At 63.9% G+C, this 13,619-nt stretch carries 14 protein-coding genes; 5 read left to right on the top strand and 9 right to left on the bottom strand.

Features of this window, described 5'->3' with window-relative positions:
• Nucleotides 1–183: 183 nt before the first annotated feature.
• Nucleotides 184–1,167, top strand: a complete 984-nt coding sequence (locus AC0L20_RS14305; RefSeq protein WP_473289030.1) for a transglycosylase SLT domain-containing protein — start codon at nucleotides 184–186, stop codon at nucleotides 1,165–1,167.
• A gap of 254 nt (nucleotides 1,168–1,421) precedes the next feature.
• Here AC0L20_RS14305 and AC0L20_RS14300 read toward each other — a convergent pair whose 3' ends face one another.
• The 3 genes from AC0L20_RS14300 to AC0L20_RS14290 all read right to left on the bottom strand — a co-directional run bounded on the left by AC0L20_RS14300 (nucleotide 1,422) and on the right by AC0L20_RS14290 (nucleotide 3,135).
• Nucleotides 1,422–1,772: a hypothetical protein gene (locus AC0L20_RS14300; protein WP_456765449.1), complete on the bottom strand. Its 351-nt coding sequence runs from the start codon at nucleotides 1,770–1,772 to the stop codon at nucleotides 1,422–1,424.
• A 419-nt stretch (nucleotides 1,773–2,191) separates the two neighbouring features.
• Nucleotides 2,192–2,473: an HGGxSTG domain-containing protein gene (locus tag AC0L20_RS14295; protein ID WP_473289029.1), complete on the bottom strand. Its 282-nt coding sequence runs from the start codon at nucleotides 2,471–2,473 to the stop codon at nucleotides 2,192–2,194.
• Nucleotides 2,470–3,135 (bottom strand): hypothetical protein, encoded by a 666-nt coding sequence (locus AC0L20_RS14290; protein ID WP_473289028.1) that lies wholly within the window; start codon nucleotides 3,133–3,135, stop codon nucleotides 2,470–2,472. The genes AC0L20_RS14295 and AC0L20_RS14290 overlap by 4 nt, the downstream gene beginning before the upstream one ends.
• A gap of 437 nt (nucleotides 3,136–3,572) precedes the next feature.
• Here AC0L20_RS14290 and AC0L20_RS14285 point away from each other — a divergent pair, with 437 nt between their 5' ends.
• The gene (locus AC0L20_RS14285; RefSeq protein ID WP_473289027.1) at nucleotides 3,573–4,547 is read left to right on the top strand and encodes a Bug family tripartite tricarboxylate transporter substrate binding protein; all 975 of its coding nucleotides are present in this window, start codon (nucleotides 3,573–3,575) and stop codon (nucleotides 4,545–4,547) included.
• On the opposite strand, the gene AC0L20_RS14280 is transcribed toward AC0L20_RS14285, so the two are convergent.
• A complete protein-coding gene (locus AC0L20_RS14280) occupies nucleotides 4,534–5,019 on the bottom strand; it encodes an NUDIX hydrolase (RefSeq protein WP_473289026.1) in 486 nt (161 codons plus the stop codon). The two genes, AC0L20_RS14285 and AC0L20_RS14280, sit on opposite strands and share 14 nt — an antisense overlap.
• Before the next feature lie 99 nt (nucleotides 5,020–5,118).
• Here AC0L20_RS14280 and AC0L20_RS14275 point away from each other — a divergent pair, with 99 nt between their 5' ends.
• Nucleotides 5,119–6,240 carry a DUF1236 domain-containing protein gene (locus tag AC0L20_RS14275; RefSeq protein WP_473289025.1) on the top strand — a complete coding sequence of 374 codons (1,122 nt, stop codon included), beginning with the start codon at nucleotides 5,119–5,121 and terminating at the stop codon, nucleotides 6,238–6,240.
• 50 nt (nucleotides 6,241–6,290) lie between these two features.
• Here AC0L20_RS14275 and AC0L20_RS14270 read toward each other — a convergent pair whose 3' ends face one another.
• Nucleotides 6,291–7,247, bottom strand: a complete 957-nt coding sequence (locus AC0L20_RS14270) for a lytic transglycosylase domain-containing protein (protein ID WP_473289024.1) — start codon at nucleotides 7,245–7,247, stop codon at nucleotides 6,291–6,293.
• Nucleotides 7,248–7,428: 181 nt separating this feature from the next.
• Here AC0L20_RS14270 and AC0L20_RS14265 point away from each other — a divergent pair, with 181 nt between their 5' ends.
• Nucleotides 7,429–8,463, top strand: a complete 1,035-nt coding sequence (locus AC0L20_RS14265; RefSeq protein ID WP_473289023.1) for a L,D-transpeptidase family protein — start codon at nucleotides 7,429–7,431, stop codon at nucleotides 8,461–8,463.
• On the opposite strand, the gene AC0L20_RS14260 is transcribed toward AC0L20_RS14265, so the two are convergent.
• The 3 genes from AC0L20_RS14260 to AC0L20_RS14250 form a co-directional block, all read right to left on the bottom strand.
• Entirely contained in the window at nucleotides 8,460–8,735 is a 276-nt protein-coding gene (locus AC0L20_RS14260) for a hypothetical protein (protein WP_027516602.1), read from the bottom strand. The genes AC0L20_RS14265 and AC0L20_RS14260 overlap by 4 nt on opposite strands.
• 79 nt (nucleotides 8,736–8,814) lie before the next feature.
• Nucleotides 8,815–9,672 carry a VOC family protein gene (locus tag AC0L20_RS14255; RefSeq protein ID WP_473289022.1) on the bottom strand — a complete coding sequence of 286 codons (858 nt, stop codon included), beginning with the start codon at nucleotides 9,670–9,672 and terminating at the stop codon, nucleotides 8,815–8,817.
• Between the two features lie 146 nt (nucleotides 9,673–9,818).
• Entirely contained in the window at nucleotides 9,819–11,009 is a 1,191-nt protein-coding gene (locus tag AC0L20_RS14250) for a urate hydroxylase PuuD (protein ID WP_473289021.1), read from the bottom strand.
• A gap of 273 nt (nucleotides 11,010–11,282) precedes the next feature.
• On the opposite strand from AC0L20_RS14250, the gene AC0L20_RS14245 reads away from it, so the two are divergent.
• Nucleotides 11,283–12,596: a PQQ-dependent sugar dehydrogenase gene (locus AC0L20_RS14245; RefSeq protein ID WP_473289064.1), complete on the top strand. Its 1,314-nt coding sequence runs from the start codon at nucleotides 11,283–11,285 to the stop codon at nucleotides 12,594–12,596.
• 222 nt (nucleotides 12,597–12,818) lie between these two features.
• Here AC0L20_RS14245 and AC0L20_RS14240 read toward each other — a convergent pair whose 3' ends face one another.
• Nucleotides 12,819–13,619, bottom strand: coding sequence for an SDR family NAD(P)-dependent oxidoreductase (locus AC0L20_RS14240; RefSeq protein WP_473289020.1), 801 nt, complete (start codon nucleotides 13,617–13,619; stop codon nucleotides 12,819–12,821).

Raw genomic sequence — 13,619 nt, 5'->3', positions numbered from 1 at the left:
CGGCGATTTGCGATAGTGGTGCCGACGTTTTGCGGAACGGTCGTTCTCGCGGGGTGGATCGTTGGCTGGCTGGCTGGCTTGGGTCCGGCCGGCTCCGAGAACGCCCGCGCAGTGACAGTCCAGGACCGCGCAGCATCTCTCGCCGCCACCGCGAGGCTCCCGGATGAACCGCAAGCAATCGCAATGGGCAACACCGGACCCGCGAACGCCGCTGTCGCTAGCGCCGAGGTGGCGACGGCCGCTGAGCCCGCGGCGGTGACGGCCACCGACACGACGGCGGCCTCGGACAAATCGGAATCGATCGTCCTAGCCGCGTTGCCCGATCCGTCGCAAACGCTGTCGGCCGATTTACCGCCTGTGCAGGACTTACCGCCTGTGCAGGACTTACCGCCTGTGCAGGGCTCGGTGGACTTGGGCCACCACGATGTCGCCCAGCCGGCGCCGACCACGTGCGGTGCATCCGGCGGTGCCTCCAGCACGGGGCCGCAGGATTTCCGGTATCTCATTTGTTATGTCTGGTCCGAACTGCCGCCTGCCGAGAAGCCGGCGGCGATCGTCTTGCGTTCGTTCAAGGACATCCCGGTCGGAACGCCGGTGGAAGAGATCAAGCGCGCGTCCGACGCTTTCGGTCTGGATTTCAATTTCATGAAGGCCGTGGCCAAGGTCGAGTCCGGTTTCGATCCCAAGCAGCGCACCGGGTCGTATATCGGGCTGTTCCAGCTGAGCAAATACGAGTTCAGAAAATTCGGCTCCGGAGACATTCTTAATCCCCGCGATAATGCCGTTGCGGCAGCCTACAAGGTCATCACGGAAGGCATTCTATTCCAGTGGGTGACGCGCAGGAAGCCGGACTTGAACGATCTTTACCTGATCCATCAGCAGGGCTGGGAAGGCGCCGCGGAGCACCTCAGCCAACCCAATCGCATCGCCTGGAAATCGATGTGCGCCACCGGCGAAGGCAGGGAGAAGGGCGAAAAATGGTGCAGGCGCGCGATCTGGGGCAATACGCTTCCGGCCGTCAAAGAGGCGTGGAAATCCGTGGAGAAGCTGACGTCGGAGGCGTTCGTCGGCATGTGGCGCGAGCGGGTTGCTCATTTCCAATCGAAATACATGGGCACCGCGACCGCCGACGCCGAGCGGGCGCCGGCACCAGTGAATGTCCGTTGAGTGGTTAGCAGGAGTTGCCGCACCCGCGGGCGAGCGGGGCTTCACCGTCGCCGGTCGCGCGGATGCACTTTACATCGTCAACGACGCGCTCGGGTCGTTCCTGCTGCTAGCGAGGCGATCGATCAGGTGCCGATGTCTGCTTGTGGCCTGAAGGCGAAGTGTCCGGCACGCCGCCAGCTAGGGCCATAGCGGACATCGAGAATACGCGGCAAATCGACGCGAATGATCCGAAGCCGAGCACATTGAAAGTGAAGTCAAGTCATGATGCCAGGCATGAAGCATCGGACGCGCGGATGGCCGTCTATGTAATGCCTCCAGACCATTGTACGGCCGAAGAGGTTTGGTTCTGTGACAACCGCAGCGTCAGGTACGAGCACCCATTCGCCGTCGATGAGGACGCGGTAACGGCCCCGACTGGACTCCCAATCGGCATCGGACACGATGTATCCGTCGGCATCGGTACAGCACTTTCCAAATTCGCTCTGCAAGCTTTCAAACCACGACTTCAGCGGAGAGTGGTCGTATCGGCCATCGTCGCGTGCAAGGACCGGCGTCAGTAGCAACGCTGAACCCAGCAACGATGCCGCAAGTTTCGCTGGAAACATCTGTTTGCCTCCGCGATATTCGCCGGCCGATCCGCTGGCTTGGTGCGGCTTAGGCTGGCAACCCGGAAACCGAGTCCGTTGCAACTGCCGCTGACGAGTGACGATAGCTACAATCGCTCGATGCTGTGATGGGGCAGTTCATTCCCATCGCCCACTGACGTGAGTCCGGCAATTCGAGCGAAGGTTCAAACACGACAACGCTTCAACTAAAGGTCAGTGCAGCTGCTTCTTTGCCTAGCTTGCCCCTTGGCCGACCTCCAGGCTGGCGCCGAGCTTGTCCGACCAAGACGGCGCAGCCGACCAAAGCCATCACAGACTTATGGAAATGACCCGCGATGCAAGTCTGCAGAGCATCTGTTGCGGGTCTCAGCAACAGTATCGTCAACAACAATTGCGATCTACGCTGGTCGCCGCAACGTCTATTCGGCAACTCGCGACAGCTCCGCAAGGAGCTTCAACGCATCATCCAGCACGGCCTGGTCCTGCGTTCGTTCAGCGACCGCATCACGCGTGAAAGCGCCATGCGTTCGCGCATTCTGATTTCCTTTCGGCGCGCCCGATCTCCGTGCGCCGCCGTGCATGCGGCAGCGCGTCTTGCCGTGCAGCGCCGGCGCGCGGCAGGCGGAGCCGTTTCGCGTTTCGGCGCCACAGCGCGGGCTCGTCCACATCGCACGCGTGTTGCGAATGTGGTCGCCGCTCATGCGATGGCAGCCTGTTCTGCGTCGATGTGTCGGGGGTGCCCTTCGCCGGCCTTGGCCTGAGCCATCTCTGCATCCGTCGTTGCTTTGGCGCCCGGCTCCGACACGATCAAGCTCGCGTGCTGGGTCACGTTGCCCACGATTGCCCTGCCGCCATCCTGCACCGACAAATTCCGGACCGTGATCGCACGCTCCCCGTTGTTGCGGTGGCGGCTGAGAGCCTCGATCTGGCTTGCGAAGGAGCGGGCCAGCCGGGTCAGCGCGCGTGTGAGGCTCTCCTGCTGCGGAATGTCATCGGTGAGGGCGAGGCGGCAGGCAGCGCGCATCGCCGCCGCTTGAACGGACACCATCTGCACCGCGAGCATGGCCTCGATCGAATCCTTCGGCGCGATGCTCTTCACCAGCGAGATCATGAAGGCGAGATTGGCTTCATCGGGCTTCCGTCCGGTCATGCTGGCCTTCACCAATTGCTTGAGAAGACCATGCAGCGCGTCGCGGTCAGCGGCGCCGAGCGCCTCAGCCAGCAACCGTTCGCCGGCTTGGGGGTCGGCATGGAGGATCGCAATCCCCCGCTTGTAGAGCTTGATCCGCGGGCTCGCGGCGGGGCCGCTGCGATCGTTTGCCGCAACCGGCAGCGTGTTGTGGCGTTTGGCCGATGTTGTCATGTGCTGTGTCCTTTGCTCGCGCGGGCTCATTGCGCGCGAAATCAATCGCTCGGCTCGCGCGCCTGTGGGATTTTTGAGATGTCGATGAAGGGCTTACGCGCAATCACCGCGAGCCCCCCGTGGTCGGGTGGCGTGGACGCTGGCGACTGTTGCGATGATGGCATTCTGCCAGTGTTTTGCCCGACGAGTCAAACGGCATTACGAAGCGCGCAATCCTCGTTCGTGCCAATCCGCGTTCGTGCAAGTGCTTGATCTCGCAAGCGCCGGCTACTGTGCATGGGGTTGTTTTCGCATTTTTGTTTCGGAGCGGCCCTGACCTGCCGCGCGACGGAATGCCGGCGCGCAAACGCGATTGCGAAATCCGGCGCGCCCGCTCATCATGATCTGCGAATCCGCCGCGTTATGACAAAGCGGCGATGCGTCTGGGGAGAAAACGAATGCAACGAACGCTTCGCCTGCTGGCGATCCTCGCCGGATTGTGCGTGACGACGGAGGCCTTCGCGCAAAAATATCCGGTGCGGCCGGTCAAGATCATGGTCGGCTTCAGCGCGGGCGGCCCGGTCGACGTCGTCGCACGCATCGTCGCCGATCGGCTGAGCAACAAGCTCGGACAAGCCTTCGTGGTCGAGAACCGCGCCGGCGCCAACGGCATGATCGCCGCCGAAGGCGTCGCGCGTGCGGAAGGCGACGGCTACACCATGCTGGCCTGCAACTCCTCCACCATCACGCTCAACAAGACGCTCTTCAAGGACATCCGCTACGACCCGGAAAAAGACTTCGCGCCGCTGACCACCGTCGTGTCGGCGCCGCTCGTGCTCGTGGTCAACCCGGAGAATCCCAAGACGGCCAACATCAACACCGTCGCCGATCTCATTGCCGCGGCAAAGGCTGCGCCCGGCGCGCTTGCCTACGGGTCGGGCGGCAACGGCAACCTCGCCCATCTCGCCATGGAGCTGCTCAGCCAGAAGGCCGGCGTCAAGATGATCCACGTGCCTTATCGCGGTGGTGCTGCGTCCGAGGTCGGCATCCTCGCGCAGGAGGTGCTGGCGGTGTTCGATCCCTTGTCCGCCGTGCCGCTGGTGAAGGCCGGCAAGCTGCGCGCGCTCGCGGTGTCCTCGGCCGAGCGGCTGCCGGCGCTGCCGGATGTGCCGACCGTCGCGGAAGCCGGCTATCCCGGTTTCGACATCTCGTTCTGGGTCGGCTTCTTCATGCCGAAGGCAACGCCCGCGCCGACGCTCGAGATGCTGCACCGGGAGATCGTCGGCGCCGCCAACGATCCCGTGTTACGGGAGCGGCTGGAGACGCAGGGCGTCGTTAGCGTGCTCAGTCCGGCTGAGTACACCGCCAAGATCGCGAAGGAGATCAGGGAGCTGGCCGAAGTCGTGGCGGCCGCGAACATCAAGGCGGAGTAGGGCGTCTGCTTGGCGTGATGCCGACCACCTGAGCCAGCCGGTCGAGCAGCGGGCGCTGTCCTGCGTTGATCTTCTCGTGCGCTGCTTCGAGGGTGAACCATTCCGCACGATCGACCTCCGGGAAGGTCTGGCGTTTGCCGCTGCGCGGCGGCCATTCCATCTCGAAAGTGTTGCTGCGAATGCTGCGCACGTCGAGGTCGAACTCGGCCGCGAAGGCGGTGACGACCTTGCCCCCGCGCTGCTTGACCTGACCAAGCGAAGTCAGCGGCGTCGACAGCTCAAATCCAAGCTCCTCGGCAAACTCCCGCCGCGCGGCGATGTCTGCGTCTTCTCCGTCCGCGTACTCGCCCTTCGGGATCGACCAGGCGCCGAGGTCCTTGTTGCGCCAGAACGGCCCTCCGGGATGAACGAGCAGGACCTCGATTTCCCCATGTTTCCGATAGGCAATGATCCCGGCGCTTTTCGATGGCATCGCAGGTTCCGTGCAGGCGCATTCGCTCGGGAAAAAGTGGAACAGACGGTTTTAGCGCAGGTTAATAGCCAACGCTTTAACCGAACAAGGGAGTGAACCATGATCCGCCTGTTGGCAACGACCGCCTTAGGGCTGGTGCTGGCGAACGCCGCCTTTGCGCAATCGCCCAGCACCAACACCAAGTCCGAGCAGACGCCGCAATCCCAGTCCAATTCCACAGCTCCGTCCAACACGTCGCCGTCTGGCGCGGCACAAACGCAGCAGTCGCCATCGCAGCCGCAGCAATCATCAACGCCGGCAGCGTCGACACAGAATACCCAGGCGACGACTCCGCCTTCCGGGTCGGCCAATTCCGGCTCCGGGACCAACGCTACCAACAGCGCGGACACGTCCTCCCGGCCGCCCAGCGGTACGTCAAATTCGAACACAGCCGGCAACCAGCCCGCCTCGCAGCAGAGCGCAAATCCGCCGGCGGCGAACTCGAACCAGGCGCAGGATCGCTCCAACCCTCCGTCGAACAATACCAATCAGGCGCAGCAGGCGCCTGGTTCATCTGGCACCAACCAGGCCCAGCAATCGCCAAACACGCCGAGCAGCAATCAGGCGCAAGACCAGCGCACCGGCGCCAATTCACAGGCCGCCGCCCGCACTGACGTCAACCTCAACAAGCAGCAGGAGACCAAGATCAGCTCGTCCATCTCCCACCTCAACGTGCGGCCGCTGACCAGCGTCAATTTCTCCCTCAACGTCGGCACGGTCGTGCCGCGCGATGTCCAGCTGTCGACGCTGCCACCCGACGTGGTCGAGATCGTGCCGCAATATCGCGGCTACAGCTTTGCGCTGGTGAAGGATGAGATCGTCGTGGTCGATCCGGCGACATACAAAATCGTCACCGTGCTGCCGTACTCGGGACAATCCACAGCGACAACGACGACGCGCGAGCGCAGCGCCAGCAAGTTTTCGGATCGCGATCGCGAAGTGATTCGCAAGCATGCGAAGACCCGCACGGAGGGACGGAGCGAACGACAGACCACCGGCAGCACTGCGCGGTCCGAGATCCATGTCGGCGACCGCGTTCCCGAGAGTGTCGAGGTGGAGGAATTCCCGAGCACCGTCTACCGGGACGCGCCCGACCTGCGCGAGTACCGCTACATTCACCGCGATACGCGGACCTATGTCATCGAGCCCCGCGAACGCCGCATCATCGAGGAGATCGACTAGTCCACGGACCATCGGAAGCCGCTCCATCGAGCGGCTTCCGGATTTGCGCATCAGCCTGAAGATCGTTCGCGCGCTGCAAAACGGATGGCGCGGGCCTTCCCGCTCTTTCCCGCCGCGCGCGCGGCGATCATGCTGCGTGCCTTGCCCGGATTGCTCTTTCGGATCAGGGACGCGAGCCGCTTGCGTGCGTGGCTGGCGCTCAATCGCGCCGCCAGTTGTTCTGCCCTGCGAATGATGGTCGTGACCGACGGCGTCAGGTTCACCGGAACCCATGCGACGTCTTTCGTCTTGGACAGGCTGCCGATGCCTTCGCAGGGAGCTTCGCGCGGCAGGTCGATCCGGATCGCGAGGGCTTCGGCGCGCTCGGTCCAGTCCTCGGCCTTGGTGCCGGTGATGATGCGGACATAGTCGCGTGTCTCACGCGGCAGCTCGCTCTCTTTGGCAAGCCATTTCTGGATCCGGCCGGGACCTGCGTTGTAGGCGGCTGCAGCAAGTCCGAGATTGCCGAAATCGTCGCGCAGCTTGCGCAGGAATTTGGCCGATGCCGGCAGCGCCTTCATCGCATCGAACGGATCATCCAGCCCGACCTCGGCTGCCGTTTCCGGCATGAACTGTGCGACGCCTTGCGCGCCGGCCTGGCTGACCTCGTTGGACTTGAAGCGGCTCTCCTGCCAGATCAAACGCGCGAAGAACGGCACGGGAATGCCGCTGGCTTCGGCAGCGCCACGAAGCGCGTGGCAGAAGCGCTCCGTCGGCGAAACCGGCGCCTGCGCGACGGCTTCGACCGTATCCGGCGGCTCGGGTGTCCCCTCATAGGCCGCACGCGCATTGGCAAGCTCGAGGGCCTGCACGCTTGCAAGGAACAGCTCGACCACCGGAACAAGTGGCGCGGCCTGAGTGTTTTGAAGAACGGTGTGATCGAAAGCTGATGTTTGGCGGGACGCCGACGGATCGAAGTCGCACATCAGAATCATGAACGCGGCGCAAGCCGCGACGACAAATCGCATTTGCTGGAGCAACCTCGAACTGTGGGTGAACGGCCAGCGGTGCGCCGGCGATAAGGAGTTATTAACCGAGCGATTGCGGCAAAGCTGCGGTCTCGTCGGTTCCGCCGGTGTTACTACGGTGTTCCCGACGGGAAACTCCCTTCTCCGCGATTTTGCGGGCATGCGAATTGGGACGAGCGAGATGATGCGGTGGATGCTTGGCGCGGTGATTTCGCTGTCGATGATCTCTCCGGCGCTTGCCGGCAATCTCGATGCAGCAGCGGTAAACGACGCTGCGCGTCCCGCAAAGCAAATTGCTGGCGACAAGCTCAACGCATCGATCGTGAAGCTTCAGATTCTGCTCGACCGTGCCCGGTTCTCGCCCGGGGAGATCGACGGCAAGCTCGGCGAGAACGCGCAGAAGGCGCTGAAGGCATTCGCTGAGCAGAACGGCGTCGCATCCGACAAAGCGATCGGACCGGAGCTTTGGGATAAGTTGAATGCCGCGAGCGAAGGCGCCGTCCTCGTCGAATACAAGATCACGGACGCAGATGTGAAAGGGCCGTTTCTAAAGGAGCTGCCCGGCAAGCTCGATGACATGAAACCGCTCAAGGCGCTGAGCTACACCAGTCCGCTCGAAGGGCTTGCCGAGAAATTCCACATGAGCGGAGACCTGCTTCGGACGCTCAATCCCGGCAAGTCCTTCGACAAGGTTAGAGAGACGATTACCGTTGCGAACGTCTCTGCACGAAGCGAGCTTCCAGCCGTTGCGCGGCTCGAGATCGACAAGAAGAACGGCACGCTGAAAGCATTCGACGGGGGCGGCACCCTGATCGCATTCTATCCCGCGTCAATCGGAAGTCCGGATCGTCCGACGCCGAGCGGTACGCTCAAGGTCACCAGCACTCACGAGAGTCCGGTCTATCACTACAACCCCGACTACAAGTTCAGAAGCGTCAAATCGAAAAGGCCGTTCGATGTTCAGCCGGGCCCGAACAATCCGGTGGGAGCATACTGGATCGGCTTGTCCGCCCAGGGTTACGGCATCCACGGAACGGCGGAGCCCGACAGGGTCAGCAAGTCCGCGTCGCATGGCTGCGTCAGGCTGACCAATTGGGACGTGCGCGCGCTGGGCGAGCACGTCAAGCGCGGCACGCCGGTGGTCTTCCTGGATGCGCCGACGGACTCCTCAGCCAGGCAGCAGGGAAAGTCCGGCGGCAGGCGCGCCTCGAACTAATCTTTGGGAAAGTCCTTGCGCATCGCGATCTCGGCGGCATCGCCGGGAGATAGCACGGTCTGGTCGAACGCTGCTTGCGGCCTCGTCATGATATCGTAGAGCGAGATACCCTTGATCGGCTTGCCCATGAGCTCGCGGACGCAGTCGGCGAGCGTGCCGTTGTAGACGAGATAGGGCGGACCGCGATCCTTCTGCCTCTCGCCTTTCAGCGACGGCCACTTTTTCAGTTCGGCCGGCGCGTCATAGGCGATCGGCGATTTCTCTTTAAACATGCGCTTGGCCCCTGAAGGCGCGGGTAGCCCAGAAGCCTAGGGCGGCCCGGTAAAACGCTTGTTAAAGAATTAGTTCAAATCAGCCGGCAACAAAGGCGAGCAGGGTGCCGTTCGCCTTGGCCGGCGGCACGCAGATCGCAGGCCCGCTGCGCACCGCTGCCGAACCAAGCGCCTTCTCGGTGGCCGCGAGATCGCCGCTCACGAGCGCCAGGGCGGCGCCTCCGCGTTCGGAAAGACCCGCGAGCGGCACGCCGGGATAGCGTTTGCCAAGCTGCTCCAGCGTCAAATAGACGAAGTCGGCACGATCGCCACCGGAGGCCACGGTCACCGCGCCGTCGGCCTCGGCCTTCGGCTCGCGGTCGATCAGCCGCCCCAGATGTGCAGCTTCCTTTGCGGGCTCGGGCGTCGCTATCAATGTCTGCTTGATCCGCTTGGCCGCATTGGCGTGCTTCATCAGCTCGGGAATCCACACGGTGTCGCGCGTCTTGTGCTGGCAGGCGAAAATGCGCACGCCGCCGGGCGCTTCCGCGGTCGGCCACATGAAGGTGCGGAATTTCGCCGCCGAGATCGTGCCATCAGGCAGTGTCACGGGCCGTTCGAAATCGGTCGGGCCGATCGGCTCCAGACCGCGCGCGCGGATTTCCTCCGCGCCGGCGGTGGAATCGACCGCGGTGAAGGCGATGCGCTCGATGCCTTCGCCGCGCTGGTCGAGGAAGGCACGCGCCGGCGCGTTGTGCTCGGTCGCGGCGAGCACGCCGAGCAGCTCCATATAGTCCGGGTCGAACATGATGGTGTAGTTGCCGGTGCCCATATGCGCGCTGTGGGTGCCGCGCGGCGAGATGGTGAAGCCGAGCTGCCGGTAGTTCTCGGCGGCTTTGTCGAGGTCCTGAACCATAACCACGGCGTGGTCGATACCGATGACGTTCTTGAGTGCCACTGTTCTTTCCCCGCATGCAAACTGACTGGACCGCCGCTGGCGGCCGCCAGTCCTGTCTACGCCGGATAGGCGGTCAAGTCATTTTCAAATCGGCGGGACATGCGGAAAATTCATTCCGCGAAACGCGATACCGACGCGCGATGGCGTCAGCGCGCCTGCTCGATATAGGCGGCGAGGATGGCGCGCTCCTCGCTGGTCATCTCGGTGATGTTGCCCGGCGGCATTGCATTCGACCAGGCGGCGACGCGGCCGATCAGGCGGATGTTGCGATGGATGTGCTCGGGCGCGTCGAGCAATATGCCCTTCGGCGCGGTGACGATGCCGGCCCAGACCGGCTCGGCGGCGTGGCACATGCTGCAGCGGGACATCACGATCTCCTCGACATTGGCAAGCGTCGGCTGCGCCGACAGCGCGCTTGTCTTGACCTCGCGCGGACCGGCCGCCGAGAGGAACAGGATTGCGATCACGCCGACCGCTGCGACACCCCACACCCACCACGGCGATCTGCGTCCGGCATGACCCTCGTTGAAGAAATGACGGATCACGGGACCGAGCGCCAGGATGATGGCGACGATGATCCAGTTGAAGCGGGTGGCGTAGAGCAGGGGATAGTGGTTGCTAATCATCAGCACGACGACAGGCAGCGTCAGATAGTTGTTGTGGACCGAGCGCTCCTTGCTGGTCTTGCCGAGCTTTGGATCGGGCGCCTGCCCTGCGATCAGGGCGGCTGTGATCTTCTTCTGGTTCGGGATGATCAGCGCGAAGACGTTGGCGACCATGATGGTGCCGATGATCGCACCGATCTGGTTGAAGGCGCCGCGCCCGCTCAGCACGTGGGTGAAGGCGTAGGTGAGGGCGACCAGGAACAGATAGCCGCCGATCGCGAAGGGCAGCTCGCGCTGCGCCAGCCCGGTACGGCAGGCGCCTTCATAGAGCAGCCACGCCAGTGCGAGGCTGCAGAGGCTGAACAGGCCGGCCTGGAATGGCGTGAGGTCGAGGATCGACTTGTCGACCAGGAACAGATCGGCCTCGAGATAATACACCACCACCATCAGCGCGAAGCCGGACAGCCAGGTGGTGTAGGCCTCCCATTTGAACCAGGTCAGCTCGTCCGGCATCTGGGCGGGCGCGACCAGATATTTCATGATCCGGTAGAAGCCGCCGCCATGGACCTGCCAGGCCTCGCCTTGCACGCCCTCCGGCAGCTCGCTGTCAGGCCTGAGGCTGAGGTCGAGGGCGATGAAATAGAAGGAACTGCCGATCCAGGCGATGGCGGCGACCACGTGCAGCCAGCGGAGCAGCAGGCTCGCCCATTCCGATATGATGGATCCCCACATGATCACCCCAACAGATGCAGCCCCAATGCCGCAGCCTTGATGACCGCAACCGGCGGCCTTGCCCTTACCTTGCCCTTACAATGTGTCGCACCGATCAGCCGCATTTTCCAGTACGATGGGCTGCGGCTGATGCACATCGTGCGGGCATGAGCTGACGTGGGATTCGGCAGGCATCTGACCTGTCGCAGAACGTTTGCGCGTCGATCGGCGTTGATGCGCCAGACGCGACGGCCGGGAGGAAACGATTTGAGGAACAGGATTTCGTTCGTGGCGATGTCCACGGGGTGGCTGGTCGCAGTCGCGAGCTGCGCCCAGGCGGAGCCGGTGCTGCAGGGCAAGGACGCCTACGGCGATTGGCAGGCCGACAAGCCCGGCACGGTCAGGTTGATCCGGCCGCAGGATCTGGTCAGGCCCGGCGCCACGCGGTCGGTTGCGAGTTCGTCGCGCGTGGTGCCGCGCCCGCCGGAAGGGGCGCTTCAGGTCCCGGCCGGTTTCAAGATCGAGCTGTTCGCAGAGGGCCTGCGCGCCCCGCGCATCGTGCGCGTGGCGCCGAATGGCGATGCCTTCGTCGCCGAGACGCGCGCGGGCACCATCCGCGTGTTGCGCGCCGGCGAAGGCGGCAAAGCCGCGACCAATGAGGTCTTCGCCAGCGGGCTCCGGCAGCCGTTCGGCATCGCCTTCTTCCCAAACGGCGACAATCCGCAGTGGGTCTATGTCGCCAACACCGACAGCGTCGTCCGCTTTCCCTATCAGGCCGGCGATCTCAAGGCGCGTGGCAAGGCGGAGACGATCGTCGCGAGCCTGCCGCATGACGGCGGTCATTCCACCCGCGACATCGTCTTCACGCCCGACAACAGGCGCATGCTGGTGTCGGTCGGTTCGCTCAGCAACGTCGCCGAGGGCATGGGCACACCGCCGGGCGGAGTGGAAGCCTGGTCGAAAGCGCAGCCGCTCGGTGCGGCCTGGGCGAGCGAGACCGAGCGCGCCACGGTGCTCGCCTTTACCCCCGAGGGCAAGGAGCGCAAGATCTACGCCACCGGCATCCGCAACTGTGTCGGTCTTGCGATCCAGCCGCAGACCGGGCTGCCCTGGTGCTCGACCAACGAGCGCGACGGCCTCGGCGACGATCTCGTGCCTGACTATGTGACGAGCATGAAGGAGGGCGCGTTCTACGGCTGGCCATGGTTCTATATCGGCGGCAACGAAGACCCCCGCCACGCCGGCGCGCGGCCGGACCTCAAGGACAAGGTGACGGTGCCCGACGTGCTGGTGCAGCCGCACTCGGCCTCGCTCGGCATGACCTTCTATCAGGGCACGCAGTTTCCGTCCGAGTACCAGGGCGATGCTTTCGCGGCCGAGCACGGCTCCTGGAACCGGTCGAAGCGCACCGGCTACAAAGTGATCCGTATCCGGATGAAGGATGGCAAGCCGACCGGCGAGTACGAGGATTTTGTCACGGGATTCGTGGTGAGCGACACCGAGGTGTGGGGCCGGCCGGTCGGTGTTGCCGTGGCGAAAGACGGCGCGCTGCTGGTGTCGGAGGATGGCAACGGGACGATCTGGCGGGTGACGAGCGCGCCGCGATGAAGCTGTACCCTCGCCCCTTGCGGGAGAGGGTGGCTCGCCGCATAGCGGCGAGACGGGTGAGGGGTTCTATCGGCGAACTCGTCTGCGTGTGCGGAGAGAAACCCCTCATCCGGCGCCATAGCCGAAGCTTTGCTTCGGCGTTCTTAAGAACGGCGGCCGAAGGCCGCCTACGCCACCTTCTCCCGCAAGGGGAGAAGGGAAAACGCACTGCGCTTGCGGCGCTCACCCCCGTCGCACACTCGCCCCGCCATCCACCGGCAACGTCACACCCGTGATGAAATTCGCCTCGTCCGAGGCCAGGAACAGCGCGGCATTTGCGACGTCCCATCCCGTGCCCATCTTCTTGCGCAGCGGCACCTTGCTGTCGCGCTCGGCTTCGACTTCGGCGCGGGTCTTGTGCCATTCGCGGGCGCGGGTGTCGACCGCCATCGGTGTGTTCATGAGGCCCGGCAGGATGACGTTGGCGCGGATGCCGTATTCTGCGTTCTGGTAGGCGAGCTGTTCGGTGAAAGCGATCATCGCCGACTTCGTCGCCTTGTAGGCGACGTAAGGGTAGGTCGTGATCGCCGCCATCGAGGAGATGTTGATGATCACACCGCTTCCTTGCGCGCGCATGATCGGGATCACCTCTTTCGCGGCCAGAATGCAGCTCTTCAGATTGATGGCAACGACGCGGTCGAAGGCCTCCTCGGTGATTTGCAGCAGCTCGGCGTCGCCGCCGGACAGGCTGACGCCGACATTGTTGTGCAACACGTCGATCCGGCCCCAGCGCGCCTGCGCCTCCGCGACCATCGCCTTGATGTCGGCGGACTTTGTGACGTCGGCCTTGAACGCCGCGGCGGTGCCATGCTTCGCCGCGATCATGGCGGCGGTTTCCTGTGCCGATTCCAGATGATGATCGACGCACAGCACCCTGGCGCCCTCGCGCGCGAAGGTCAGCGCCGTGGCGCGGCCGTTGCCCATGCCTTCGCCGGGGCTTTGCCCGGCGCCCACGACGACCGCAACCTTGTCCTTCAAGCGCAT

Source organism: Bradyrhizobium sp. Kon58 (genome assembly GCF_055807455.1).
Note: the sequence above shows the minus strand (reverse complement) of the source record. Positions and strands in the feature narration are given on the sequence as shown.

Coding starts and splice junctions, on each gene's coding strand:
- AC0L20_RS14305 (WP_473289030.1), top strand. CDS start 184: ATGGGCAACACCGGACCCGCGAACGCCGCTGTCGCTAGCGCCGAGGTG.
- AC0L20_RS14300 (WP_456765449.1), bottom strand. CDS start 1,772: ATGTTTCCAGCGAAACTTGCGGCATCGTTGCTGGGTTCAGCGTTGCTA.
- AC0L20_RS14295 (WP_473289029.1), bottom strand. CDS start 2,473: ATGAGCGGCGACCACATTCGCAACACGCGTGCGATGTGGACGAGCCCG.
- AC0L20_RS14290 (WP_473289028.1), bottom strand. CDS start 3,135: ATGACAACATCGGCCAAACGCCACAACACGCTGCCGGTTGCGGCAAAC.
- AC0L20_RS14285 (WP_473289027.1), top strand. CDS start 3,573: ATGCAACGAACGCTTCGCCTGCTGGCGATCCTCGCCGGATTGTGCGTG.
- AC0L20_RS14280 (WP_473289026.1), bottom strand. CDS start 5,019: ATGCCATCGAAAAGCGCCGGGATCATTGCCTATCGGAAACATGGGGAA.
- AC0L20_RS14275 (WP_473289025.1), top strand. CDS start 5,119: ATGATCCGCCTGTTGGCAACGACCGCCTTAGGGCTGGTGCTGGCGAAC.
- AC0L20_RS14270 (WP_473289024.1), bottom strand. CDS start 7,247: ATGCGATTTGTCGTCGCGGCTTGCGCCGCGTTCATGATTCTGATGTGC.
- AC0L20_RS14265 (WP_473289023.1), top strand. CDS start 7,429: ATGATGCGGTGGATGCTTGGCGCGGTGATTTCGCTGTCGATGATCTCT.
- AC0L20_RS14260 (WP_027516602.1), bottom strand. CDS start 8,735: ATGTTTAAAGAGAAATCGCCGATCGCCTATGACGCGCCGGCCGAACTG.
- AC0L20_RS14250 (WP_473289021.1), bottom strand. CDS start 11,009: ATGTGGGGATCCATCATATCGGAATGGGCGAGCCTGCTGCTCCGCTGG.
- AC0L20_RS14245 (WP_473289064.1), top strand. CDS start 11,283: ATGTCCACGGGGTGGCTGGTCGCAGTCGCGAGCTGCGCCCAGGCGGAG.
- AC0L20_RS14240 (WP_473289020.1), bottom strand. CDS start 13,619: ATGCGCTTGAAGGACAAGGTTGCGGTCGTCGTGGGCGCCGGGCAAAGC.